The sequence below is a fragment of the Bacillus chungangensis genome (genome assembly GCF_030812995.1).
Classification (GTDB): Bacteria; Bacillota; Bacilli; order Bacillales; family Bacillaceae_C; genus Bacillus_CF; species Bacillus_CF chungangensis.
This window is the reverse complement of sequence record NZ_JAUSTT010000044.1, coordinates 1-23728: the sequence shown is the minus strand read 5'-3', so window position 1 is coordinate 23728 and position 23728 is coordinate 1. Positions and strand designations below refer to the sequence as shown.

The 23728-nt window shown below is 36.5% G+C and carries 20 protein-coding genes and 2 pseudogenes; 5 read left to right on the top strand and 17 right to left on the bottom strand.

Translation table 11 applies throughout. From position 1 onward, the window contains the following. Nucleotides 1-33 precede the first annotated feature (33 nt). The 4 genes and pseudogenes from J2S08_RS21505 to yneA form a co-directional block, all read right to left on the bottom strand. Nucleotides 34-105: pseudogene (locus tag J2S08_RS21505) on the bottom strand (IS200/IS605 family transposase); the annotation flags it as partial. Between the two features lie 115 nt (nucleotides 106-220). Then, complete coding sequence (mscL, locus tag J2S08_RS21500; RefSeq protein WP_307233257.1) at nucleotides 221-667, bottom strand: large conductance mechanosensitive channel protein MscL; 447 nt, start codon at nucleotides 665-667, stop codon at nucleotides 221-223. A 197-nt stretch (nucleotides 668-864) separates the two neighbouring features. After that, nucleotides 865-1518, bottom strand: a complete 654-nt coding sequence (locus J2S08_RS21495; protein WP_307233255.1) for a YneB family resolvase-like protein — start codon at nucleotides 1516-1518, stop codon at nucleotides 865-867. Nucleotides 1519-1566: 48 nt separating this feature from the next. Next, nucleotides 1567-1851, bottom strand: coding sequence for a cell division suppressor protein YneA (gene yneA / locus J2S08_RS21490; RefSeq protein ID WP_307233253.1), 285 nt, complete (start codon nucleotides 1849-1851; stop codon nucleotides 1567-1569). 151 nt (nucleotides 1852-2002) lie between these two features. On the opposite strand from yneA, the gene lexA reads away from it, so the two are divergent. After that, entirely contained in the window at nucleotides 2003-2620 is a 618-nt protein-coding gene (gene lexA, locus J2S08_RS21485; RefSeq protein ID WP_307233251.1) for a transcriptional repressor LexA, read from the top strand. A gap of 1258 nt (nucleotides 2621-3878) precedes the next feature. On the opposite strand, the gene J2S08_RS21480 is transcribed toward lexA, so the two are convergent. Then, entirely contained in the window at nucleotides 3879-4766 is an 888-nt protein-coding gene (locus J2S08_RS21480) for a diacylglycerol/lipid kinase family protein (protein ID WP_307233249.1), read from the bottom strand. Nucleotides 4767-4848: 82 nt separating this feature from the next. Then, the gene (locus J2S08_RS21475) at nucleotides 4849-5751 is read right to left on the bottom strand and encodes a YegS/Rv2252/BmrU family lipid kinase (protein WP_307233247.1); all 903 of its coding nucleotides are present in this window, start codon (nucleotides 5749-5751) and stop codon (nucleotides 4849-4851) included. Nucleotides 5752-5937: 186 nt separating this feature from the next. Between J2S08_RS21475 and J2S08_RS21470 the strand changes: the two genes are divergently transcribed. From J2S08_RS21470 to lgt, 3 genes are all read left to right on the top strand, one after another. Beyond that, nucleotides 5938-7161 carry a zinc-dependent alcohol dehydrogenase gene (locus tag J2S08_RS21470; protein ID WP_307233245.1) on the top strand — a complete coding sequence of 408 codons (1224 nt, stop codon included), beginning with the start codon at nucleotides 5938-5940 and terminating at the stop codon, nucleotides 7159-7161. Nucleotides 7162-7196: 35 nt separating this feature from the next. Then, the gene (locus tag J2S08_RS21465) at nucleotides 7197-8282 is read left to right on the top strand and encodes a class II aldolase/adducin family protein (protein ID WP_307233243.1); all 1086 of its coding nucleotides are present in this window, start codon (nucleotides 7197-7199) and stop codon (nucleotides 8280-8282) included. 286 nt (nucleotides 8283-8568) lie between these two features. Further along, nucleotides 8569-9375 carry a prolipoprotein diacylglyceryl transferase gene (lgt, locus tag J2S08_RS21460; RefSeq protein WP_307233240.1) on the top strand — a complete coding sequence of 269 codons (807 nt, stop codon included), beginning with the start codon at nucleotides 8569-8571 and terminating at the stop codon, nucleotides 9373-9375. Between the two features lie 147 nt (nucleotides 9376-9522). Here lgt and J2S08_RS21455 read toward each other — a convergent pair whose 3' ends face one another. The 10 genes from J2S08_RS21455 to J2S08_RS21410 form a co-directional block, all read right to left on the bottom strand. Beyond that, entirely contained in the window at nucleotides 9523-9834 is a 312-nt protein-coding gene (locus J2S08_RS21455; RefSeq protein WP_307233238.1) for a methyltransferase domain-containing protein, read from the bottom strand. A gap of 563 nt (nucleotides 9835-10397) precedes the next feature. Further along, nucleotides 10398-10901, bottom strand: coding sequence for a PadR family transcriptional regulator (locus J2S08_RS21450; RefSeq protein WP_307233236.1), 504 nt, complete (start codon nucleotides 10899-10901; stop codon nucleotides 10398-10400). Nucleotides 10902-10905: 4 nt separating this feature from the next. Beyond that, nucleotides 10906-13368: an ABC transporter permease gene (locus J2S08_RS21445; RefSeq protein WP_307233234.1), complete on the bottom strand. Its 2463-nt coding sequence runs from the start codon at nucleotides 13366-13368 to the stop codon at nucleotides 10906-10908. Next, nucleotides 13337-14056 (bottom strand): ABC transporter ATP-binding protein, encoded by a 720-nt coding sequence (locus J2S08_RS21440; protein ID WP_307233232.1) that lies wholly within the window; start codon nucleotides 14054-14056, stop codon nucleotides 13337-13339. Before J2S08_RS21440 ends, J2S08_RS21445 begins: the two co-directional genes overlap by 32 nt. Nucleotides 14057-14350: 294 nt before the next feature. After that, on the bottom strand, nucleotides 14351-15109 hold the full coding sequence (locus J2S08_RS21435) for an ABC transporter ATP-binding protein (RefSeq protein ID WP_307233230.1): 759 nt from the start codon (nucleotides 15107-15109) through the stop codon (nucleotides 14351-14353). Between the two features lie 3 nt (nucleotides 15110-15112). After that, a complete protein-coding gene (locus J2S08_RS21430) occupies nucleotides 15113-17431 on the bottom strand; it encodes an ABC transporter permease (protein WP_307233228.1) in 2319 nt (772 codons plus the stop codon). A 315-nt stretch (nucleotides 17432-17746) separates the two neighbouring features. Then, the gene (locus tag J2S08_RS21425; RefSeq protein ID WP_307233226.1) at nucleotides 17747-18406 is read right to left on the bottom strand and encodes a TetR/AcrR family transcriptional regulator; all 660 of its coding nucleotides are present in this window, start codon (nucleotides 18404-18406) and stop codon (nucleotides 17747-17749) included. A gap of 382 nt (nucleotides 18407-18788) precedes the next feature. Next, nucleotides 18789-19532 (bottom strand): ABC transporter permease, encoded by a 744-nt coding sequence (locus J2S08_RS21420; RefSeq protein WP_307233224.1) that lies wholly within the window; start codon nucleotides 19530-19532, stop codon nucleotides 18789-18791. Continuing rightward, a complete protein-coding gene (locus J2S08_RS21415) occupies nucleotides 19519-20253 on the bottom strand; it encodes an ABC transporter ATP-binding protein (RefSeq protein WP_307233222.1) in 735 nt (244 codons plus the stop codon). The genes J2S08_RS21420 and J2S08_RS21415 overlap by 14 nt, the downstream gene beginning before the upstream one ends. 56 nt (nucleotides 20254-20309) lie before the next feature. Continuing rightward, entirely contained in the window at nucleotides 20310-21074 is a 765-nt protein-coding gene (locus J2S08_RS21410) for a MerR family transcriptional regulator (RefSeq protein WP_307233220.1), read from the bottom strand. 488 nt (nucleotides 21075-21562) lie between these two features. Between J2S08_RS21410 and J2S08_RS21405 the strand changes: the two genes are divergently transcribed. Then, the gene (locus tag J2S08_RS21405; RefSeq protein WP_307233217.1) at nucleotides 21563-22870 is read left to right on the top strand and encodes an NtaA/DmoA family FMN-dependent monooxygenase; all 1308 of its coding nucleotides are present in this window, start codon (nucleotides 21563-21565) and stop codon (nucleotides 22868-22870) included. A 250-nt stretch (nucleotides 22871-23120) separates the two neighbouring features. On the opposite strand, the pseudogene J2S08_RS21395 reads toward J2S08_RS21405, so the two are convergent. Continuing rightward, a pseudogene (locus tag J2S08_RS21395) lies at nucleotides 23121-23252 on the bottom strand (group II intron reverse transcriptase/maturase); the annotation flags it as partial. Between the last annotated feature and the right edge of the window lie 476 nt (nucleotides 23253-23728).

Here is a 23728-nt window from a genome sequence, read left to right as displayed (position 1 = left end):
GCAGAAACTTCTTGACCAAAACATTTCTTTCTAAAGTTTTTTGCGAACAATGGGAAAGTCACGTTTTATTAGAAGAGAACTTGCACGCTTATACATATTTAGAAACCTTGATAACTCACTATTGTTAAGTAATGGCAACTATTCAGGTCGAACAGGCTGCCAAAAGCATGAAGCAAGTAGTAAAGTAGAGCAGAGCCGATTAGAACTCTGCTGTTTCCTTCTACTCATTCATCATTGAATTTGAAACATCTGAAGTACATTGAGCACATTTTGTTGCTTCCTTAGGTATAGATGACAGGCAAAATGGGCATTGTTTCGATGTCGACTCTTTTGCAGGTGATGGAAACATTTTATTCACCTGTCTGATAACGATAAAAATAACGAATGATACAATTAAAAAATTAATGACAGAGTTGATGAATAACCCATAATTAATTGTAGCAGCGCCTGCTTCCTGGGCGGCAGACAGCGAACTATAATGCTTGTCTGATAAATTAATATATAAATTGCTAAAGTCCATATTTCCGATCAGCAATCCGAGCGGCGGCATAATAATATCATTTACTAAAGAATTGACAATTCCAGTAAACGACGCGCCGATAATAATTCCAACTGCTAATTCAAGTGCATTGCCTCTAGAAATAAATGCTTTAAATTCTTTGATCATTCGAATCATCATTACAAGGACAAATGAAACAGCATTACTAGTTTTTTTGAACATGTACTAAAAACTGATAATAACATTATATAAGGCTCAAATGTCCTTACTGCCATTTTATCCTTATAATGCTTCCCTCCCCTCTATGAGAAATAGTTTACCCTATTAAATGGATTCTTACCTGCTCCTTTTGTACCGGAAACTTTTTATTCATTTTCCTTTTGGTCGTCGATAAATTCTCGATATCTTCTATGTACTGTAGCTTTAGATATATCGTGGCCGAAACCTCTCAAGGTCGCTGCTATTTCTGCAAAAGTCATGTCATTTTTTCTTAAACGAATGATTTCTTCAATTGGAACTTCTTTCCGTTCTCTTCCGTTGTGATTGCCTCTCTTACGAAGATTTTGTTCAGGTCGATAGCCTTCCTTAACCGCCTTTTTCATTCCACGCTTTATCTTGAGGTTATGTATTTTTCTTTGATATTCTTCTACAATACTTACAATATTTAAAACCATAGAGTCAGCTTCTGATATTTGCAGCTCTCCATGATGGGACAATGTATATACTTTTATTCCTTCCTTTATAATACAATGAAGCAAAGCAATTTTGGCATTGCCTCGTCCAAGTCTTGTTTCATCTTGGATTAAAATAAAATTGATATTGCCCTCTTTTATAAGATCCAACATTTTAAAAATGCCCGGTCGGTCTAAATCATAGCCGCTTGCACGATCCTCAATTACTGCTGCAATATGAAAATGATGTTCTTCTGCATAAGCAGTCAATTCTTCCTTCTGTCTTTTTAAAGAAGTATCTTGGGTATTCTTTTGTGTGCTTACACGACAATAAATAATCGTATTCATCTTTTACAACTCACTCCGTTTTTGTTGCATATTGAAATCTTGCATTACCTAATTAAAAATAACCGGGATAATAAGATTGTCTCCTGCTGCAATTTGATCATTTAATAATTGATTTTCTCTTTGTACCCATTCAATAAATTCTTCTATCGTCATTTGATTATCTTCTGTATATTGAGCAGCAAGTGACAAAAGGTTATCCCCTTCTTCTACTACTATATATTGTTTCATTTCTGCTGCTTCTGGTTCTATATGAAAAATGAAGTATACTCCACTAAAAAAAGAAATAGCCATGAAGATAATTGCATAGGAATATTTTCTCCATAAGTTGAACATATCAATCCCTCCGAATGTTTGTTCGATTTCATTTATTATAAAAAGAACATTTGTTTGTTGTCAAGTTTTTTCGAACTCATGTTTGCGTATCTATTCGTTGCATGCTACAATAAAATCAACTAGGGAAACGATTTAAATGAGGTGAAAATGAATGAAGATTTCCAAAAGGCAACAAGATATTTTAGATTTCATTAAATCAGAAGTTCAATCAAAAGGATATCCACCATCTGTCCGAGAAATTGGAGAAGCAGTTGGTCTAGCTTCAAGTTCAACTGTACACGGTCACTTGGAACGACTAGAAAGCAAAGGTTTTATTAGAAGAGATCCGACTAAACCAAGAGCAATAGAAATTCTTCATCTTAAGGAAGATGCGATTCCACGACAAAATGTCATCAATGTACCAGTAGTTGGAAAGGTTACTGCCGGTCTCCCGATTACTGCAGTTGAGAATGTAGAAGAGTACTTTCCACTTCCAGAAAAAATGGCAGCTGGCAGTGATTCTATTTTCATGCTTGAAATTGTTGGGGAAAGTATGATTGATGCAGGCATACTAAATGGTGACTATGTTATTGTCAGACAACAGCATACTGCTAACAACGGTGATATTGTTGTTGCCATGACAGAAGAGGATGAAGCAACATGCAAACGATTTTTCCAAGAAAATAATCATTTCAGACTCCAACCAGAAAACGCTTCGATGGATCCAATTATTTTAAATAACGTAACAGTCCTTGGGAAAGTAATCGGCATTTTTAGAAACATTCATTGATGAATAAGAGGAAAAATACAATAGATCTTCTTGATTTATTAGGAGCGGCGCTCGTACATCTCTTATTCTATTCAAACAAAGTGTTATTTTGTATTGCTACTTAAAAGATGAATCAACTTTTGCATAAATGAACTACATACTCTTCTAAGACTAGAAATTTCATAGGGCATCATGAAACGGAATAAGAATTAGAAACAACTTACATAACATGAAAAAAGCGGATTATAGATCCCCTCCTTCACCTCATTGAAATGCATAAAGTTTTGAAAACAAAACCAATCTAGACGTATATATATCATAAAAAAAAACAGTTAGGGCCTTTCTTCCACTAACTGTTTTTCTAGTTACTATCCATTCTTTTTCTTCTAGTTCAAAATAACTGGATTATTAATCAGTGCCAGTGTCCCCCAACCGAAATAAAATTCATTATCCATAAAATCACTACCTTTCTCACCATCATTTGATTAAAAGAAGGGTATCCTCTTATTTCTCTTGTGTATAATGAGTCACTTTATCAATGCTAGTTTAATAATGAATAAAAGTAAAGAATAAGAATATACTGATTTGATCATTTTTATGTTGAAAATATTTATATGGAATTGGATATAGCAAGCGGATATACAGACTTAGGAAAGTTGAACAAAAATAAAAAAAGTAAACAAGTAAGGGAAGTGAATGTAGATTCATAGAACTATCTAATACGTATTTGAAAGATACAGAAGATAATGGACATGACATTATATTCCAGAAAATAGACAAAAATATTAATTGGTTATTTAATAATTGCTAATACTTTTAGAGATACGTAAAAATACTTCTACTCTTTTTTATGATTGAGTCTTTAAAGGTATATACTCTTCCCCAAAAGAGATGAACTAGGCAATTAAAATAGAGTCTTTTAATATAAAAAAAGTTATAAAATATTTCAAAAATTTAACAATAACATTACTATTGACATATTTACTTTATGTATTATTAGTATACCGTATAGTAAAAATTCTTCTGAGCAAATTAAAATTATCCCTACGTTTCATTAGTAGGAAAATATCTTTACTGAAAGGAGTTTTTCAAGCAGATTATGTTAAAAATCCTTAAGGGTTTTATGGAAGAAATAAATAAGATGATTGTGGCGTTAGTTGAATTTGATTATGAAGAAGCTTTAGAAGAAATGAAAAAAAAATAATTTGTTTTTTAAAATGAAAATCCCTAATTCAATCAAATGAAATAAGGGATTTTCATGTTTTTGATTCTTTCATTCTCAAATAACATATAAAGCATTTGGTTCAATTCTAATTCGGACAGGAGTTTCGCCAATCACTTCACCATCCCCATGTACCAATAATTGAGTTGAGGGGTATATTTCTAACTCTTTTCCTTTTATGATCTGTATTGAAGGGGATGAGATATGATTTCCTTTAAAAACTAATGGAATTGTACATAAAAACTTCCACTTGGACATTCCTTGAACAATACATATATTAAATAAACCATCATTGCTTTCAGCTTTTGGGCAAATGACAAGTCCTCCAGCATAAAAGGGTAAATTGGCTACTGCAATTAGCCATACCTTTGGAATCTTGTATACTTTCTTATCAATTTTTAAGGAAATATCTATGGGTTTATAACGGAGTAACACATTTATAGCACTGATGATGTATGAGATTTGACCTACCCGAATGAAATTAAGAATTTTTTTATATAATGAAGTATTCGTCATCTGAGCTACTTCTCCGTCAAATCCTATTCCTGCTACTGTACAAAAGTATGTAGAATTTACATAACCGATATCGATAATTTTGGGTTTCCCGCTTAAAATACGTTCTAAAGCTTCATCATGTTTTAATGGTATACCTAGTCCCCTTGAAAAATCGTTTCCTGACCCAGCTGGAATAATTCCTAATGGGATATTCATACCAACTAATCCATTGATTACTTCATTGATCGTCCCATCGCCACCTACTGCAACGATCACAGTCGCATTTTCCTCATTGATAAGTTCTTTGACTAATATAGTGGCGTGTTTTGATTTCTGTGTAAATCGAACACAGTAAAAGATGTTTTTTTCTTTAAGCTTTCTTTCAATTTGATCCCAAATTTTAAGCGTTCTGCCATTACCCGAAACTTTATTTACAATAAAACCATACAAAAATCTCACCTATTCATAAAATTTTATTAAAATTATAGCCTACTTTACTTGAGAATATACAAGTATCACCTCATAAGGTTTTTTATTCTAAAGTTGAACTAAAAACATGAAAATGCTGAGGCAACACTTTAAAATCCAGATTTTTTACATAAGCTTTTTCGCCATCAAGATTAAGAGCAATGCACTCTGGTATCGTAAAGCAACCAGACTTTATTTTAGTATGATGAATTATTGATAAATTGTCAGTAATGTTGAGTTTTTTTGCAATTAATGAAAAAAACAATAGTAATCGATTGGTTTTTTTACAAGTGAGAAGATGAAAATAACCATCGTTATGTGTTGAATTCTTAATAAGATGTTTAAAAGGACCAACGGAGTTTCCATTCATGATTAAAAATAAAGAGAGATCTGAAATTACTTCATTTGATGATACATTAACAGAAATAACATCCGACTGCTTTGTCATAAAAAATGTTTTAAGAAAATGAAGGCAATAGGCCCATTCACCGAAAAAGGATTTGAGGGAAGAAGGAGTTTTATAGGTTATATCAGACAACCATCCTGCAGCTGCAATATTGGCAAAGTATCGATTTCCAAACTTACCGATGTCAACAGGTATTGAATTACCTCTTTCAATAATCGATAGAGCTTGCATATTGCAAGTCATGCCAATATATTTTGCAAACTCATTGCTCGTTCCAAATGGGAAGACTCCTATAGTCGGTCTATATTCTTCTTCCGCTAAAAACTGGATTGTTTCATTAACCGTGCCATCGCCTCCGGCAATAAAGATCGCATCCCATCTATTGTGGCATGCCTTTATTATAGGATTATCCATATTATTAAACCCTGTTGGTTGATGAATCGTTAGGTGATAACCCATCTCTGAAAGTTTTTTTATTAGTATTGGAAATTCTTTATGAGCTACCTTTTTTCCAGAAAACGGGTTATACACCATTAAAGCCTGTTTATTCATTGTATTCATTGTGAAATCCTCCGAATCTTTAGGAAACTTCTGTATACAATATATCACGTACTATTTTTCTTTTTTTTTACGTTCACATACGTTTCTTTTCCAGAAAGTTATTCCATATTTATCAAAAACACGAATAGAAAGGTAATTATTAGGAAAATCTATTGTTGTATTCGTTAAAGAAAATAGGTGATCGTTTTGAAAGCATTGCAATTCGATTATAAAATACCCAAATATATTCTCAGCAAAATAACCGGAAGATTTTTTCCTTCTGCTTATTGGGATTCGCGGCTATCCTGTTTACAATTTCTCGAGAAATCGGAACCAGAGCTTCCAAATGAAAATTGGGTTAAAGTAAGGGTGAAGTATGGTGGTATTTGTGGCAGCGATCTTAATCTTATTTTTTTAAATGATAGTCCTGCTATTTCGCCATTTGTTTCATTTCCATTCACAATCGGGCATGAAATTGTAGGGACAATTGATGAGGTAGGCTCACGAGTTACTGATTTAACTAAGGGGGATCGCGTTGCAATAGACCCGATTTTATCGTGTGCATCAAGAGGAATAAAACCTCTTTGTTCCGCGTGCCTTAAAGGTAACTTTAGTTTGTGTGTATATAAAAATGAAGGGGAATTGTCACCAGGTTTGTTAATAGGAACCTGTCGCGACACAGGTGGCGGTTGGAGTTCGTATATTGTAGCTCACAAAAGCCAAGCCTTTAAACTCCCTATAGAAGTGGATGATCTAAACGGCGTGATGGTAGAGCCTTTTAGCTGTGCTTTACATGGTGTTCTAAGAAATCCTCCCAGTAAAGACGACACCGTTCTGGTGATAGGGGGTGGAGTAATTGGGATATGTGTCATTGCCGCTATTCGAGCACTAGAAATTCCATGCAAGATTGTAGCGTTAGTGAAACACCAATTTCAAGCTGAGTTGACATCTAATTATGGGGCAGACGAGATCATTTTTCTTCGAAAACCATCTTATGTCGATAATCTTACAAAATCTCTTAAAGGTCAGATATTAAAGCCGGTTTTTGGCCCTAAGGTAATACAGGGAGGAGCAGATATTGTTTATGAATGTGTTGGAAAAAAACAAAGTATCAATGATGCACTTCGGTTTTCAAAGAATGGTGGAAAAGTTATTTTGTTAGGATTGGCAGGCTTAATGGATGGCATTGATTGGACGAACGTATGGCTTAATGAGTTAGATGTCAAGGGAAGCTTTGCTTATAGTACGGAGATGTTTCAGGGAAAAAGAGAACGAACGTTTGATATAGCGATAGAATTAATGCGTATTGGAAAAGTCGATCTTTCACCATTAGTTACTCACCAATTTCCTTTAGAAGATTACCAAAATGCTCTTCATACTGCTTCAAATAAGAAAAATCGAGAAGCCATCAAAGTTGTTTTTGAACCGTAACAATCACATCTTGGTAGAATTTGGAGGGAAACAAATTGAAGAACTTTACAATAACAGGTGCTGAAAAAACTCCTTTTCTTACATGGTACACAGAGGGATTAAAAGAAAAATTTTCAATTGAAGGATATGAATATTGTGAAGAAAAAACGGATGATATTAGGTTTGTATTTAATGTGATTGACCCAGAAAAACCACGTCCATTTCGTAGAAAGGCACAGGCGACTTTTGTCGTATCTATACTAGAGAAAAATGAAGAACCGGAGAACATATTTGAAGCTGCTTATCCATATTTAATTAGATCTTTAGCAAACCATTTAATTTACATCGTGCATACCAAGAAAAAAACAGATGTCTATTTTATTACTCCTGAACAAGGTTTTTACAAATTATGTTACCAACATAAAGAAGAAGACTTTTTCCAAAAAATTTATGAAAGATTAGAACCGGTTGCTACATCTCAATTAGTCATAGACAATAATTTTGAGGATGATTTAGATCAAAATTTATGGAATGGTAATGAAATTACAAAAAAAATCTCCTTATCAGGAAAAAAATTAGATGAAATGAATTTATTACCTGCACCCTTCCCACTCGAAAAATATTTATCATCTCGTGATATGCGTCAGTTAAAAAAATTATACGGGATAGGCGGTCTTAGCTATGGGAATCTAAGCAGCCGACAAGATAATAAAAATTTCTGGATGAGTGCAAGTGGTGTAAACAAAGGCAATATGCAAGTGATTGGCCAAGATATTTTATATATCAAAGGTTTTAATTCGAAGGAAAATGCTATGGAAATAAGTGTTCCTCCTCGTATTACTCCAAAAAGAGCATCGGTTGATGCAATTGAACATTGGATGATTTATAAAGAACATCCAAAAGTAGGAGCAATTGTTCATATTCATGCATGGATAGATGGTATAACAGCAACGGAAATTAACTATCCTTGCGGCACGATTCAATTGGCAGAAACTGTAGCAGATCTAGTAAGAAATGCCCCTGATCCATCTAGAGCAATCATTGGACTTAAAAATCATGGTCTAACAATTACAGGCCGTGATTTAGATGACATCTTTGACCGTATTGAAGGACAAGTTATTTCCCAAGTGCCAATGGAATAGAAAGATGAGCTCCAAGATTTTTGGTTTAATACTAAAGGGGTTCTGATATTTAGAAACTTTTTATGGTCAGTCATAAATGTTCAATTGATGTTAATCTGCTTACAATACACATTTTAACTTGTATTTAAAAAATCAGAAAATGTAGTAGTTTGGTAATATAATCTTTTCAAAATAATTGAATAGCACCAACCCAAGTGTTTATAAAATAATGTTTAAAATAAGAAGTATCGTCCGATTTGCACAATAATAATATTTAAACAATGTAATAAACAACAGGAGTGAGAATATGAAAACAACGTTTGAACCGATCGACAGGGTTGCGATCGACTTCGGGCTGGTACAAATTTACTGGTACAGTGTGTTTATCATTTCTGGCATACTTATTGGCCTGTGGCTCGCTATACGTGAAAGCGAGCGTCGTGGTCTACCAAAAGAAACTTTTGTTGATCTTGTTTTTTTTGCGCTTCCAATTTCGATTATCGTTGCACGGATTTATTACGTGATTTTTCAATGGGATTATTATATCGAACATCCTATAAAAATAATTGCCATCTGGGAAGGTGGATTAGCCATGCACGGTGTACTTCTAGGTGCAGTGATGACGATAGTAGTGTTTGCGAAGGTACGAGATATTTCTTTCTGGAAACTTACTGACATTTTAGCACCAAGCCTGATTCTTGGACAGGCAATCGGACGATGGGGAAATTTTATCAACCAGGAAGCCCACGGAGGCCCCGTATCGCGGGAATTTCTCGAAAGTCTGTATTTGCCCGATTTTATTATAAACCAAATGTATATAGAAGGAACCTATTATCATCCTACATTTTTATACGAGTCTCTTTGGAATTTTGGTGGATTTATCATATTGATGTCTCTTCGGCAGGTAAATTTAAAACAAGGCGAGTTGTTTTTGACATACATCATCTACTACTCATTCGGCCGTTTCTTTATCGAGGGACTGAGAACGGATAGCTTAATGCTCACCGAATATTTACGGATGGCACAAGTTACCTCCATCGTATTAATCCTTGTGGCGATGCTGATAATCTGGTACCGCAGAAAAAAGAATATACCGATATCTGTTATTAGATAATAGCATATAGAAGAAAGTGGAAGGGTGTAGTACTCTAAATTAAATTTTTAACTATTGGTAAAGCCGGAATCAGCCAATAACCGTTCAAATTGATTTTCAGGAATGAAAGATATTTTCATCATGCTTCTGTTTACCATCTCGTCCAATTTAAATGATTCGTATCCCGCATCCAAAAAAAAAGCTTTTCCATACGTTTAATCTGTCTTGAAGTTCGGTATCATCTCTGTCGCCATAAGCGCTAACGAATACGAATAAAGCTCCCGATTTCAAATTAACCCTAATGGTTCTGAGCAGTTTCAACTTCTCTTGAACATCGTCAACGAAGTAAAGGACTAAGATACAACTTGCCGCGTCGTACTTCGATTCTGAAAGGTTCAGGTCGTCCATCGTCCCCTGGATGAGTCTGACGCGGCTTTCCAATTCTAGTTGAACTGTTTTATTTTTAGCAATCTGAATCATCTCTTCAGAAGGGTCGACACCGGTGAATGTCCATTCGGGTTAGACGTCCCCCATGCAGATAGTTCATTTCCACCTCCCGCTCCGGTCACGATTAATGATGTCGTTTTTTCACCCAAATAAGCTCAAAAATAAGGTTGAACCCACCGCGAATAACGAATCATATGTGGGAATCGAAATTCGAGTATTTTTATCTTATGCAAGAGCCATTTCGGAATTGAATGTAAGTTCTTCATTCATTATTTACTAACAGGTATCCCGGCATTTTGTATGACTATCCGTGAGGGTCTCCAACATTTTATCTTTGTTTTTAAATTAAATACTATACAGACTCTTAATATCTATAATTAGTATAAAAAATGAGAATCATTAACATTTATGATTCTTGATTTTAAATTAAAATGAAATAAATATCAAGATTTTAAAATTCTCTGTTTTAATCTTAATCAGACTGGCATCTATATAAAATTCTTCTTCCCCCTTCTTATGATTGACCTTAGGTTGCGGCAGAGGTTTTTTAAAGAATACAAAATCCTCTGCCCAACTTATGTAGAGTGACATTTATATTAACGGTTTCGATTTTCAACTTGATTTATCCAGTTTAAATCTGCCTCTAAATGTAGTAACATACCAGTGATTAATAAATATTTATTTTCGTCACCCTGAAGCAATAATTCGGTTTTTAATTTAGTTAATTCCATCACTTCTTTAATAATCACTGCTTTTTGTTGTTCAAGCATTTGCTTTTCTTGGACAAAGTGAATTTTACGGGCACAACTCCATTTAAAGAAAAAGTCCTCTTTTGTCGTGTAATAAGGTACAGGTTCCAATAACCATTTTTCCAACTCATCTTTACCTTTTGGTTTTAACTCGAACAATTTTCTTTCCTGATCATCCAATCCTGGGGATGATACAAGCTGGTCACGTATTAAGCGATCGAGAGTGGTATAAATCTGACCAGGGTTAATTTTACCTTTAATTCCAAGGAGGGAATCCAATTCTAATTTCAATTCGTATCCGTGATGTTTTTGCCGGAATAATAACGTTAAAATTCCATATTTTACTGACAAATTATCAACCTTCTTTGAGTGATGATTGGATATCCATTTTACTCGCACTTTTGCTGGAAATCCAGGCTGCACAGAGACTTAGAGAAACTCCGGCAATCATTGCTAGTATCATATTACTAACAGGTAATTGGAAAGACATAAACCCTTCCATCAGCTGAGATTTACTTGTTACATATATTAAAATTACACCTGTTGCAGTACCTCCGATTACTCCTGATAATCCAATAAGCATACCTTCAGCAAGTATCATGTTTCTAACCTGTTGTTTAGTAAAACCGAGTGCTCGCATCGTTCCAATCTCGGATATGCGTTCCAAAGTATTCATCAAAAGCGTATTAGCTGTACCAATACTAGCTAACCCGATGATCATAAACAACATGACTAAGATAAGGTCATTCATACCGGAAATTGCTGAAGTAGTAGATTTAATTTCATCTTCTACCGTTTGGACCTTTGAAAGATGACCACCAAAATCAGACCATAACTGGTCACGAATTGAATCGTTCGCTTCACTGTTTACAGTAAGGAGCAAATCAAAGCTATTTGTCCATCCAAAATCGTCCTTAAAGTTGACTTCGTCCATAAATGCGACATAACCAGAATAATGCGATGTTTTAACAACGCCGATAACTTCAAAAAACTGTTCACCATTTGGAGTATTCATTAATATGCTTTGTCCAATATTTCCACCCCATTCTTCAAAAGCACGATCCCCAAGCAACACAGAAGGTTTCTGTTTTAACTTTTTGTACAAATCCTTCTCCCGGAGATCAGCAAATAATGAGGGGCCATTTTCACTTACGGAAAGAACGGAAAATTGTCTGCTTCTTCCACTATTTGTTTCCCATGTAATCGGTGTTGCTTCAGTTAATGTTTCAACACTTGTAACAGCATCATAAGAAAGCATTTTTGTTATATCTTCGGAAGACCATGGTACCTCAGACGTAACCCTCATTTCTCCCCCATACGTATTTCTAATTTCTTTTTCATACCCTTTAGGAGCTGATTCTACCGCTGCACCAAGTAACAATATAACCGATATTCCAATAGCTAGAATAGCAGCTGTATTTGCATTACGGTTTATTTGCTGGAAGAGATTTTTTGTAGCCATGATGCCAGAATAATTAAAAAAATATTTTAAAATAGGCTTTATTATTTGACTTAAACCTAACAATAGTAAAGGGAACAAAAGAATGACACCTATTAAGATAGCAGCATATGAAACTGGGTGATCTATAAACACAAAGCATAGAAGCCCTACACCAACAATCGTTCTAAGAAGGTACCGTCTTGATGATGTGTACGTTTGATTTGCCATTTTTAATGTCAATAAAATCGACGTCTTGCCTGCATTGTAAATAGGAAAAAGAGAAAAAACTATAGGGAATAGCAATCCAATCATGATAGCCATCATCGTTGGCAGCTTCCAATTTAAAGTGTAGACCATATCAAATTCGAATACACTAAGAAGGGCTTGCATAAACAAATCTCCGAGCCATATCCCAAGTGGAACTCCAACAGATGTACCGATCAATGCCAAAAGTATTATTTCAATAAGAACGAGCTTAGAAACAGAACTTTGTGTATAACCTAGGCTTTTCATTATTGCAAATTCTTTTTTTCTTTCTATAACGCTTGTATAAATCATATTAAAAACAATAAACCCACTAATAAACATCGACAACCCAGCAATTAAATAGAAAAATGTATAGAGACCACCTATATCGTTGCTCTGGAGGTCATCCGCAACAACGGGTTCTATATATACACTCGAACCACGGAACTTTTGTTGAAAAGAGCGAAAGAGATCCTTGCCATCACCTTTGATTTGAAAACGCATATAGGAAATCTCGTCATTCTTTCCTGTCCACTCTCTTAACATATCAAGCGGAGCCATAATGCGAAAACTGGTTGATTCAGCACTTTCCCAATCACTGGGGCTTGCAAGCAGTTGTGTATACTCAACAATAGCAGAAACCTTTGCTTCTCCCATATTGGTAAACCGAACCGTATCTCCAACCCCTTTTCCTAAAAGCTTTGCAACAACTTCTGGGATTATTATTCCTTCATTATCTAAGCTACCTTCAATAACCGGGAGTTTCAGCAGAGGGCTATTTTGATCATTTACTCCTGTAATTCGTACAGATCTTTCATTCAGAGAGTAATCGCCTTCAAGTTCAAAGAAAGCTTGCTTATCAAGAGCAAGCAATGTATGAGTAACAGTGGGATCCTTTTGAATAGACGTGATCATCTTTTCAGGATAGGTATGTTCATCGCTTAAAACCCAATAATCTGCATTGGCTACATACATTTGCTCATAATACTCAAAAACATCATTTGTTGTTTTATCAGCTATTAGCATAGATGTTACAAAAGACGTCCCTAGTATAATTGCAAGCAATGTAAAGAAAAACCTTTTTTTGTTCTGAGTTATATTACGCCATGAAATTTGCCAAATATGTAGCATAGTCACTATCCTTCCTAGATATAACTTGATCTATAATTCCGTCTCTAAAAAGTATGATGCGATCTGCAAAACCAGCTGCAAAAATATCATGTGTGACCATCACAATGGTTTGCTTCTTTTCATGATGAAATCTTGACAATAAAACAAGAATTTCTTCTGCCCTAGCCCTGTCTAAATTTCCAGTAGGCTCATCAGCTAATAAGACAGTCGGGTTATTAACAAGTGCCCTAGCGATAGCAACACGCTGTTGCTGACCACCACTTAGAAGATTGGCTCGTTTGCGATTAAGCCCCTCTAATCCTACAGAATGAATTAATTCATGGATCAATTTACTTTTTTCATTAGTTAATTTTCCGTCAGCATGAAGAGGAAACGCGATATTTTCTTCTACAGTTAAAGTAGGCAATAATTGATAATTTTGAAAAACAAAGCCTAGTTTTTTTCTCCGAAATATCGTTCTTTCCTTTTCCTTCATTTTATTTAAAAACTTATGAGCAATTTGTATGTCTCCTTTGGTAGGTACATCAAGCCCTCCTAGTAATTGAAGTAAGGTGCTTTTTCCAGAGCCACTGGGTCCCATTATGGCCACGAATTCTCCTTCTTTAATATTTAAATCAACACCTTTCAACACTTGTGTTTTCTCTTGCCCCTGTAAAAATTCTTTTGTTAGATTACTAACTTTAATCATATCGTCCCCTCCCATTCTTTACATTCCCCATTATATACTAAGTATATATTAAATAAAAGAAAAAATATTGAATAACCTAATGAAATCATGTATTTATTTTTAAATTAACAAAAAATACCCCCTATTTATATATACTAAGTATATGAGACTAGGGGGTGGTAAAAAAAAGGAATAAAGAGCACCAAGTTAAATATATCAGGAAATAACACACTAGATGGATAATGGCTTATATAGGATAGTAGATAGATATTTATAAGTCAAGAATCAGTAAAATTATTGTGATGAAACAACATATTATATTCCTATTTCCTGCATTTTTGCCGTGACTTTTTTCAGCCTGTCATCAATATCTGTACCACTGAATTTCTTAAACCGCATTTCGCTCACGATTTTTCCGTCGTACATAAACATAATACGCTCAGTCCTAACTGCAATCTTTGCGTCGTGAGTTACAAGCATAACTGCAGTACCTTCAGTATTAATTTCGGAAATGATGTCCATCATTTCCTTTGCGGATTTTGAGTTAAGCGCGCCAGTCGGCTCGTCACCAAAGATAATTTTAGGATTGCTAATAAGTGCGCGGCATATTCCCGCACGCTGAAGCTGTCCTCCCGAAACCTGGGTAATATCACGCTTTTTCAGTTCCGCAATCCCAACCTTTTTCATAAGCGCTCTAGCTTTTTCGGTAATCTTTGCAGCACTTTTTCTGTTATCCCGCATGGAAGGAAGAATGATGTTATCAAGAATGTTCAGGTTTTTAACAAAAGTTGGCTGCTGAAATACAAAACCCATTTTTGTTCTGCGTAGGTCGGCAAGCTCCTTTTCACTAAGTGCTGATAGATCCCTGCCGTCAAAAGAAACCTTTCCGCCTTCAATGCCGTCCATTCCACTCAGCGCATACATCAGTGTCGATTTTCCTGATCCCGAAGGTCCCATTACCGAAACGAACTCTCCCTCGTTGATTTCAACCGAAACGCCATCGAGAACATTGTGCTTTTCATTGCCTACTTTGAAAGATTTTACTATATTTTCACCGATAATAAGCTTCTTCATCATCTACTCCTTCAAGTTTTCAGATATTTTTATTCGTCCCGCGTTCGATGTGCCGATAATTGTTGCGATAAGTACTGAGCATATCATCATCAATGGACATATTAGATATGCAGAAAGTGGATGAACAACAAACTTAAACGATGACGCTCCAAACGATGAGATAACTGCGCTCGCAAGTACCTCTCCAAGGGTGTTTGCTAGAAGCGTCCCAAAAACAATTCCTACAATCAGAACAAATACCGAACGCGAAATATACTGAATGGTAATATCCAAGTTTGTAAAACCTAACGATTTCATGACGGCAATTGAGTATCTGTCCTTTGCGATAAGCATTTTCATAAACAAAAGTGTAACCAATACCGTAATAATCAACGCAACGACAATTGCACCATTGGAGGCCTTTCCGACAGTGCTTATTGTCGAGCCGAATGTCTGTGTAATATATTCATCAATGCCCGAAATCTTTGCAAAATGGAATCTATCCGCATATTCCGAAGTCTTTCCTCCGACGAGAGATTTATCCGAAAGCTCCGCGTAAATAACGCACCACATACTATCTGCCGAATTGTCGGAGAAAACAGCCTTTGCAGTTTTGCCACCGTTAGTAATGTCGGAATAAATTCCAGATACCGTGAGATTTTTCTCCTTCCCCTCAATCACCAGCGTCATGATATCGCCGACCTTTTTCCCCAGCTCATCAGCGTTAATAGCTGACAGCGCAATTTCGTCTCTTGCGACGGGTGCTCTGCCTTCGGAATATTCTATTGGGAATATCGAATGGTCGCCAAACTCAATTTTTATTCCTTCCTCTGATCCGTACTCCGTCTTTGCTGTAAATGTTTTGGTCGTAAGCACAGCATATTTAGATATAGAGCTGTCGCGCTCCAGCGTCTTTACAATTTCTGCTGCTTTTTTTGAAATATTGTCGGTCTGCTGAATGTCAATGCGCAAATCACTACTTCCTATCCCCATATATGTGATGAAGCTTTTTGAGGAAATAGTGTTGTACAGGTTCTGTGGAACGATAATGATAAATGTCGAAATCACAAGCACTGCAAGCATTGTGGCGTAAAGACTTTTTCTTGCAAGAACATCTTTTACGCCCAGAAAAATATTCGTGTTAAGCAGCCTGTTTCGGCTCAAACAAAAATGTTTTGCGCCCGCGGATTTTCCCTGTGAAGTACCAAAGCGTATTGCTTCCGCGGCTGATATTTTTCGAAAGCGTCTCAGCACTGTGCTTACATAAGTAATAATTGCAAGAAATACAAACAATATACTAATGAGCCCGAACAATAAAGCAAAAGAAGCATTTTCACTTTCCCCCATATAAAGCCGTATATTTTCAAGAAGCATGCCTCTGAACACAAATGAAAGTGCAAATCCGAGCGTACAACCAGCTGACGTAATCACCGCGTATTTCGCAAGGTAAATCTTTTTTATGTCGGAAACACGCAGCCCTATTGCTTTCATAACACCTATTTCGCGGTAGTCGTCTTCGATTTTCGCAAGGAGTGTAAAGCGTATGCACATAAATGCGATTGCAACGACAAGCGCACTTACAAGAAGTATGACCGCAATCATCAGCCCATCGGAAATGGCATTCATCATTTTGAAAAGCGGATATGTAATTGTCGGTCCGTTTGCTTCAAGTCCTGCGGAGGTGTAAGTAGTTTCGAATGCACCAATTTCAGACGAGTTCTTTAATCTGAACTCAATCATATATTCCGTTCTTCCGAAATCCTTTATTGCCGTATAATCATTTTCACTCATAAGAAACCTTTTTGACGAGGCAAGCAACGAATTCATCTGTGAATCGCGGAGAAATCCTGCAACGGTAAATTTCTTTCCGTCTATCACAATCTTGCCACCGACTTTTGCAGTGCCGTCCTTCATATAACCTACCGGAACATAAATCTCCCCATCGGATACTTGTATAACGTTTCCGTCAAGATCAAGGAGATAATCAAATTTTTCGCTCTGTGTGCTGAAGCCGTTGTCCTGAACACTGTCCGCAAGCGAGTTTCCGTCAATTACAATCTGCGCACCGTCAACATTGAGAAATTCAAGCACCTGAAATTCATCGACATTGCTGTTCTGCTCCGCGAAATCCTTAAGCCGGACAGTATCAATATCACCCGAATGCATCTGCATAAAATGCGGAGTTTTCGCCTGCTTCATGAGTGTATCTATCGCACCCGAAAGATTTACGACAAGTATCGCAGAGAGAGAAACAAGCATAGCCGCGGCAGCGACAAAAATCGTTGTTGTCAGCGTTATCAGTTTGCTTTTTGAAATATCATTGCGGATTATTCTGTAATACATAAGCCACCTCTGTTTTCAAGCTTTTTAACCGATTTTAAGGAGACTATGCTCTGCCCTGAACAGAATTATCAATGTTGGTACGAACAAGAAAATCCAGGGATGTGTTTGCAAATGGCATCATTGCAAAAAAGAGAAATCCTGCTTAAAAGAAGCGACGGCATAAACGCAAGTAAGGTTACAAGTGCCATTGCCGATGCCTTTCCCGTTTGCTCAAAAACATAAATCCCAAGCCCAAACGAAGTTAGCCCGCTTCCTATCACTGAAATAAGCTGTCCTGACCACAAAAGAAGAAATTTTCTGGAGAATTTTCTTGAACTATTCACTGCTGTTTCCATTTCTACCTCTATTTCCGCTGTCAAACATCTTCATCATGTACATAAGACTTCCGCTTTCGACACCGAGCAGCCTTTCTACGTTGAAAACAAACGCCTGTATACGTGAAGCTAGCTCTTCATTCGTCAAATGAACCATATCATGATCAAAAACGGTATTCGTATATGCCAAAACCATTTCCATGCATTCATACGGATATGGCGTACTGAATAGTCCTTGCTCAATGCCCTCACGGATTATTTCCGTCAGTATCGGTGGAACGCCGTTGATGATGACCTTTTGTATTTTCTGATGCATAAGTGCGTTTTGAGGCTTGTGAATATGCTCAATAATTTCCTTGCCATTTCCGCCACTTATATTCAGTGCCATTACAACGCGGATAATACGCTCATTTATGGGTATGCTCTTGTCTGCGGCAATTTCCTTCGCCGCTCCTAAAATGAGGACAGTATACCGCTCAATCAGTGCGTCCATAATATCTTCCTTCGACTTGAAGTGATAATACAAAGTTCCCCGTGCAATTCCGACCTTTACGAGAATATCGTTTGTACTTGTGCCATCAAAGCCCTTTTGAACGAAAAGCTCATCAGCTGCGTCAAGTATTTCGTTCCTGCGCTCCTCGGCTTTTTTTATCACTCTCATTTTTACAACTCCTCTTTATAAACCGACTGTCTGTCGGTTTCGTGCTATTATATTAGCATACTATTCATTTAAAATAAAGTTTGATTTAAAAATCAGCTAGAAACATAGGTTTTTAGCAGACTAAACCTAAGCCTTTGAAAAAAGATTGTTCATAATTAGAAACGAATGCTCCGGAAGAGTTTTTTAATACCTCAAATAGAAGCTTCTTGGAACCTTAGGCTAGGCCTAGGGTTTTCTTTCATCCAAAAAATTACGGCGGCTTTCAAAACCGCCGTAGCTTTCTTATCTGATATAGTGTAAGGAAACGTCTACCACGTTTACGGTTTTTTTGTTTTGCCGCATAGCAGTTGACATGAACTTTATGAATGATAACAATTCTGCATTATTCCCATCTAAAAAATCGAATTGAAATAGTGATACATATTACTGCAAGTACAATCATCACAACAATGGGAAGTAAAACACTATCAACCGGCAAGCCAAGTGAAGCTGCTTTTAAGAGCTTGATGCCCTGTGTCAAAGGTAATATATCGGCTACTTTTTGAAGCGCCGCAGGCATGACTTCGTAAGGTAAGGTTGCGCCTGAAAAAATCAACATAGGAAAATATAAAACACATGCTATAACGCTGGCTGTTTTCATATTAGATGCAACACCGCCGACTACCATACCAATGCTAAACATGGATAGCATAATGAGGAAATAACTTCCTAAAAAATGCAACCATGAACCGTTCATATGATAATGAAAGAAAAGGGTTGCTGTAGCATAAACAAGGATAAGCGAAACGATAGAATAAATCACATAAATTACCACATGTACCGCTAAAATCATAGCAGGACTTATAGGTGTCACTTTAAATCTTTTTAATATTTTTTTGTGACGGTAATCGGATACAAGCAAAGGCAGCCCCATTACGCCTCCAGCGCATATTGCGATGGTAGATACCGCCCCAAAAGACTGCGCTAAAAAGGTGTATTCCGCACCGTCAAAAGCGGGCTTGTTCCCATAAATAATACCAAGAATGACCGTAACCACAACCGGCATACATATTGCAAAAATAAACATATCCATACCGCGTACAGATAGTTTTAATTCTGTTTTTAGTATGGTGCTAAATGCTCTCATTAACTGTTACCTCCTCTTCTGTGTACCAAAGATAAGCGTCCTCGAACTTTTCAAAGGGGCTGCTTTCGATTGCTTCTTTTACTGTTCCGTGGAAAATGATGTTGCCTTTTTTGAGAATAGTAATTTTATCGCATAAGGCTTCTACTTCATCCATAAAGTGAGAAGTTAAAAAGATGATAAGACCTTTTGATTTCAATTCGGAAAGGCATTTCCACACATCACGCCTTGCTCTTACGTCAAGTCCCGTTGTCAGCTCGTCCAAAAATACAACTTCCGGATTAGGGATGAGGGCAAGGGCGATAAACAACCGTTGCTTTTGTCCCCCGGACAATTCGTTTACTTGACTTTTTAGTTTGTCTGATAGGTCAAGCCGCCTTAATAAATCCTCATAATTCAATGAAGATTTATAAAGTGATTGCGTAACTTCACAAAGCTCGCTTACCGTTATTTTATCTTGATAATTGGCTTCTTGAAATTGAACGCCGACCTTTTCAAACAAATGTTTTCGTCCTGCCTGGGGGTTCATTCCCAAAATAGATACTGTTCCACTATCTTGTTTCTTTGTGCCTAAAATACACTCAATTGTACTGCTTTTTCCTGCGCCATTAGCGCCGAGTAAACCAAATACTTCACCACGGTAAACGGAGATATTTACATTTTGGATTGCCTTGATTTCAGCATATGATTTACTCAAATTTTCAACTTGGATTACTGTTTCCACTATATAACCCTCCTTTTTGTTCTTTTAAAAAAATAACACCAGACGAAAGTCTGGTGTTAAAATGTAGGGTTTGTTTTGAACTGTTTTTTCATCTTTTCAAGGTGAACAAGTATACACTGTGCATTTTTTTCAGCATATCGTAATGATGTTAGCAGTTTATCACATACCGAAATAATGTCTGGATTTTTTTCCGGTGTATCAATAACCTCTTTTATATTTGCTTGCGGATTGCGGGATAGTTCATTTAACATCCGCAAAATTGCTGAAAGTGAATAGTTAGCACATCGTAAAGAACGAATAATTTTTAACCGTCTAATATCTTTATCTATATATACTCGATAACCATTCTGCTTTCGTTTGACAGTCAACAAACCATTCATTTCCCAATTCCGTAAAGTATCCATAGAAATTTGTAAATAATCAGCCGTTTCTTTTCTCGTCATATATAATTTACCTATTTCCTGTTTGCCGCCGGACAATAGCTGCTTTACAATTTCTATGGCTTCTTCCGCGTTCCTCTGCTCCTTCTTGATTTGTTGCAAGTAGCTTTTTGTCATATATTCCGCTTCTTCAAAATTGCCGGTTGCCGAATTTTTAATGATATCAATAGCTTTTTTACGTAAACCGTTCTGTAAAACCTCAACTTTTAGAGCGGTTCGCGCAAGTTTGAATTGCTCTAAATGAAAATCCGTAAATACTCGATAACCGTTTTGCCGCCGCTGAGGTTTTGGGATAAGTTCAAGTTCCTCATAAAGCCGAACGGTATTAGGGTGTATACCGATTATTCGTGCCACCTCTGATGTTTGATAGGTGTTAAGCATATTGAAATTCACCTCCATTCAAATATATCTTAATAGACAATAAAAGTCTGGTGTTATAATGGAGGGTTCCATTATAGTGTATAAAGTGTATGGAGAAAATAAAGTTATGAGAGTGTAAAATATTTGTATAAATGATTAAAAACACAAACTTCCCTTTGTTTCTTTTTGCCCTTTTACATCTTCTTTTTTCTACCGCCACTAGGTGATGAATTACCGCAAGCACCTATTACCACAATATTGCTGTTGAAGTTACATATAGTTTTTTCAATGTGACATCTCATGTTTTACCTTTTGGATTTGATTATCTTAAAGAGATAAACATAATTCTTAAATTTATGTTGAAAATTATATTGAAAATGATTATCATTGTCATTATGATTATCTGATGTAATACTTATGCTTATTAGTAATGTTTGAAAGAATGGTGTTTAGAAATGGTAGATAGAAATGTGATCATCGACTATTTATAGAAAGGTATGTGTGTACATATGTCCTTAAAAAAACAACTGTGCATTGGATTAACCTTAGTCCCTAGTAAAAAAGATAAAGAAAATTTACACATTGACGATAATAAGATTTATTCAGGAATTGATGAGCAAATAGAATTAGCGCAACGAGCAGAAAAAGCGAAGTTAGATTTTGTATTTAAAGCAGACTATTTAGTGGCCCACCCTGATTTGATTGTTCGGAATAAGGGGTCTGTGATTCTAGACCCAACACTTCTTTTTGCGGCTATTGCTCGTGAAACTCAAAAAATTGGAGTGGTTACGACTGCTTCAACGTCTTTCAATCCACCGTATATATTAGCACGACAATTGCAATCTTTAAATTGGATTAGTAATGGGCGAGCAGGATGGAATATTGTGACATCCATTAATGGTGCTGAAAACTTTGGGAATGCAATGATGCCATCATCTGAAGAACGGTATGCAAAAGCTGCCGAATGCACAGAATTGGTAAGAAAACTTTGGAAGAGTCACCCTTATGAAGTTTTAGGAGTGGATAGTGCAGATGCAGCTGAAGTGATTAGAGAAATGATACAGCCGATTGACCATGAGGGGGAATTTTTTCATGTAAAAGGTCCACTCAATGTCCCGGCACATTTTTCGGGGACAATGCCTTTATTTCAAGCAGGTGCTTCAGAGTCTGGTCGAAACTTTGCTGCTTCGGTTGCTGATGCGATTTTCGCTGCAACGCCAGATATAGAGTCAGGGATTGAATTATGCAAAGATTTAAGAAAGCGAGCACAACAAAATGGCCGTCAACCAGATGCCATACGCGTATTGCCCGGTTTATATTTCTTTATTGGCGATACATATGAAGAAGCACAAGAAATGTATCGACAAGCTCACCAACATCTCACGGTAGAGCGGAGATATGCGTTAGTCGAAATGGTTCTTGGATTGAATCTTAGAGGATTATCATTAAAAGAGAAAGTCACTGCAGGTATTCTTCCAGATGCTAATCAATCTGTGCGTAGTAAAACGCATGCGGATTTATTACGTCGATTTATTATTAAAAACGAACCAACTGTTGAACAATTACTTGAAAGACCAGAAGTGATTGGTTCTGCTCATTGGGTCGCTGTCGGCACACCGCAAGAGGTCTTTCATCAAATAATGGAAAGATTTGAAGCAGGCGCACTACATGGATTTATTGCAATCCCAGGAGGACCTCCAAAATCATTAGATCTCTTCTTTAGTGATGTGATTCCTTTATTTGTAGAAGCGGGTGTATTCAGAAAAGACTACACAGGTTCAACTTTATGCGAGCATTTGGGAATTTTTAAAGAATAAAACTTTTAAAAAATAAGAGTCTATTTTGATCAATCTTTTATCAAAATAGACTCTTTTTATTTATCATCTATCTTAACGAACTAGATTGGACGCTAGACTTAAACAATATTCGATTTGTACGCTATACAGATGACTTTCTTTTGTTTGCGAAAACAGAAGGAGGCATTAAAAGAGCAGAGCAAATTACAAAAGAAAAGCTCAAAGAATTAGGGTTGGAGATATCACAAGACCAATTATGGAAGATATGGTCTTCGAATTTTGGTTCGAGTACATTTACAACTGCTTGTTGGATGATACGGTCTTCAATATTAGGGATGCCTAACGGACGTTTCTTTCCGTTTTTCTTCGGAATGTATACTCTTCGAACAGGTGATGGTTTGTATCTTTCAACATACCCACTACCTTTCACAGGATAAGTTTCCATTTGTCGGCTGGTTCTTTGGCAAACAGACACCTATAAGGAAGACTTCCCATTATTTACGGATGGTCGTCAACTTATCCCGCCGCCTCTGTAGTTCACTATACGTTTGGGTCTGCTCATCTGCCTACAGTCCTCTCGGTTTCCTGTATCTCCTTCAGACAACACCTCACGATGTTGCCCTAGATTAGGCTTCTTGGGTTGTACCAGCACTCCCAAGGAAGGACTTTCACCTTCGAGAGATGAATCTTCTGGGATTCGGGAGTCGTTTTTACCTAGGTAGCGTACTCCAACCTTTAACAATTCATTTGTGTTGCAAAGCTACACAAGGTACGACTGCCCGTCGCACATAGAGTAGAGTAACCTCTTTCGAGGTTACTCCCTCATCAAACCGTACGTGCCCTACTAAGGCATACGGCTTACCCATGTGTTACTTGTTA

Coding starts and splice junctions, on each gene's coding strand:
- mscL (WP_307233257.1), bottom strand. CDS start 667: ATGATCAAAGAATTTAAAGCATTTATTTCTAGAGGCAATGCACTTGAA.
- J2S08_RS21405 (WP_307233217.1), top strand. CDS start 21,563: ATGTCCTTAAAAAAACAACTGTGCATTGGATTAACCTTAGTCCCTAGT.
- lgt (WP_307233240.1), top strand. CDS start 8,569: ATGAAAACAACGTTTGAACCGATCGACAGGGTTGCGATCGACTTCGGG.
- J2S08_RS21455 (WP_307233238.1), bottom strand. CDS start 9,834: ATGATTCAGATTGCTAAAAATAAAACAGTTCAACTAGAATTGGAAAGC.
- J2S08_RS21430 (WP_307233228.1), bottom strand. CDS start 17,431: ATGTATTACAGAATAATCCGCAATGATATTTCAAAAAGCAAACTGATA.
- yneA (WP_307233253.1), bottom strand. CDS start 1,851: ATGTTCAACTTATGGAGAAAATATTCCTATGCAATTATCTTCATGGCT.
- J2S08_RS21425 (WP_307233226.1), bottom strand. CDS start 18,406: ATGAGAGTGATAAAAAAAGCCGAGGAGCGCAGGAACGAAATACTTGAC.
- J2S08_RS21410 (WP_307233220.1), bottom strand. CDS start 21,074: ATGCTTAACACCTATCAAACATCAGAGGTGGCACGAATAATCGGTATA.
- J2S08_RS21495 (WP_307233255.1), bottom strand. CDS start 1,518: ATGAATACGATTATTTATTGTCGTGTAAGCACACAAAAGAATACCCAA.
- J2S08_RS21445 (WP_307233234.1), bottom strand. CDS start 13,368: ATGCTACATATTTGGCAAATTTCATGGCGTAATATAACTCAGAACAAA.
- J2S08_RS21435 (WP_307233230.1), bottom strand. CDS start 15,109: ATGAAGAAGCTTATTATCGGTGAAAATATAGTAAAATCTTTCAAAGTA.
- J2S08_RS21475 (WP_307233247.1), bottom strand. CDS start 5,751: ATGAATACAATGAATAAACAGGCTTTAATGGTGTATAACCCGTTTTCT.
- lexA (WP_307233251.1), top strand. CDS start 2,003: ATGAAGATTTCCAAAAGGCAACAAGATATTTTAGATTTCATTAAATCA.
- J2S08_RS21440 (WP_307233232.1), bottom strand. CDS start 14,056: ATGATTAAAGTTAGTAATCTAACAAAAGAATTTTTACAGGGGCAAGAG.
- J2S08_RS21420 (WP_307233224.1), bottom strand. CDS start 19,532: ATGAGAGCATTTAGCACCATACTAAAAACAGAATTAAAACTATCTGTA.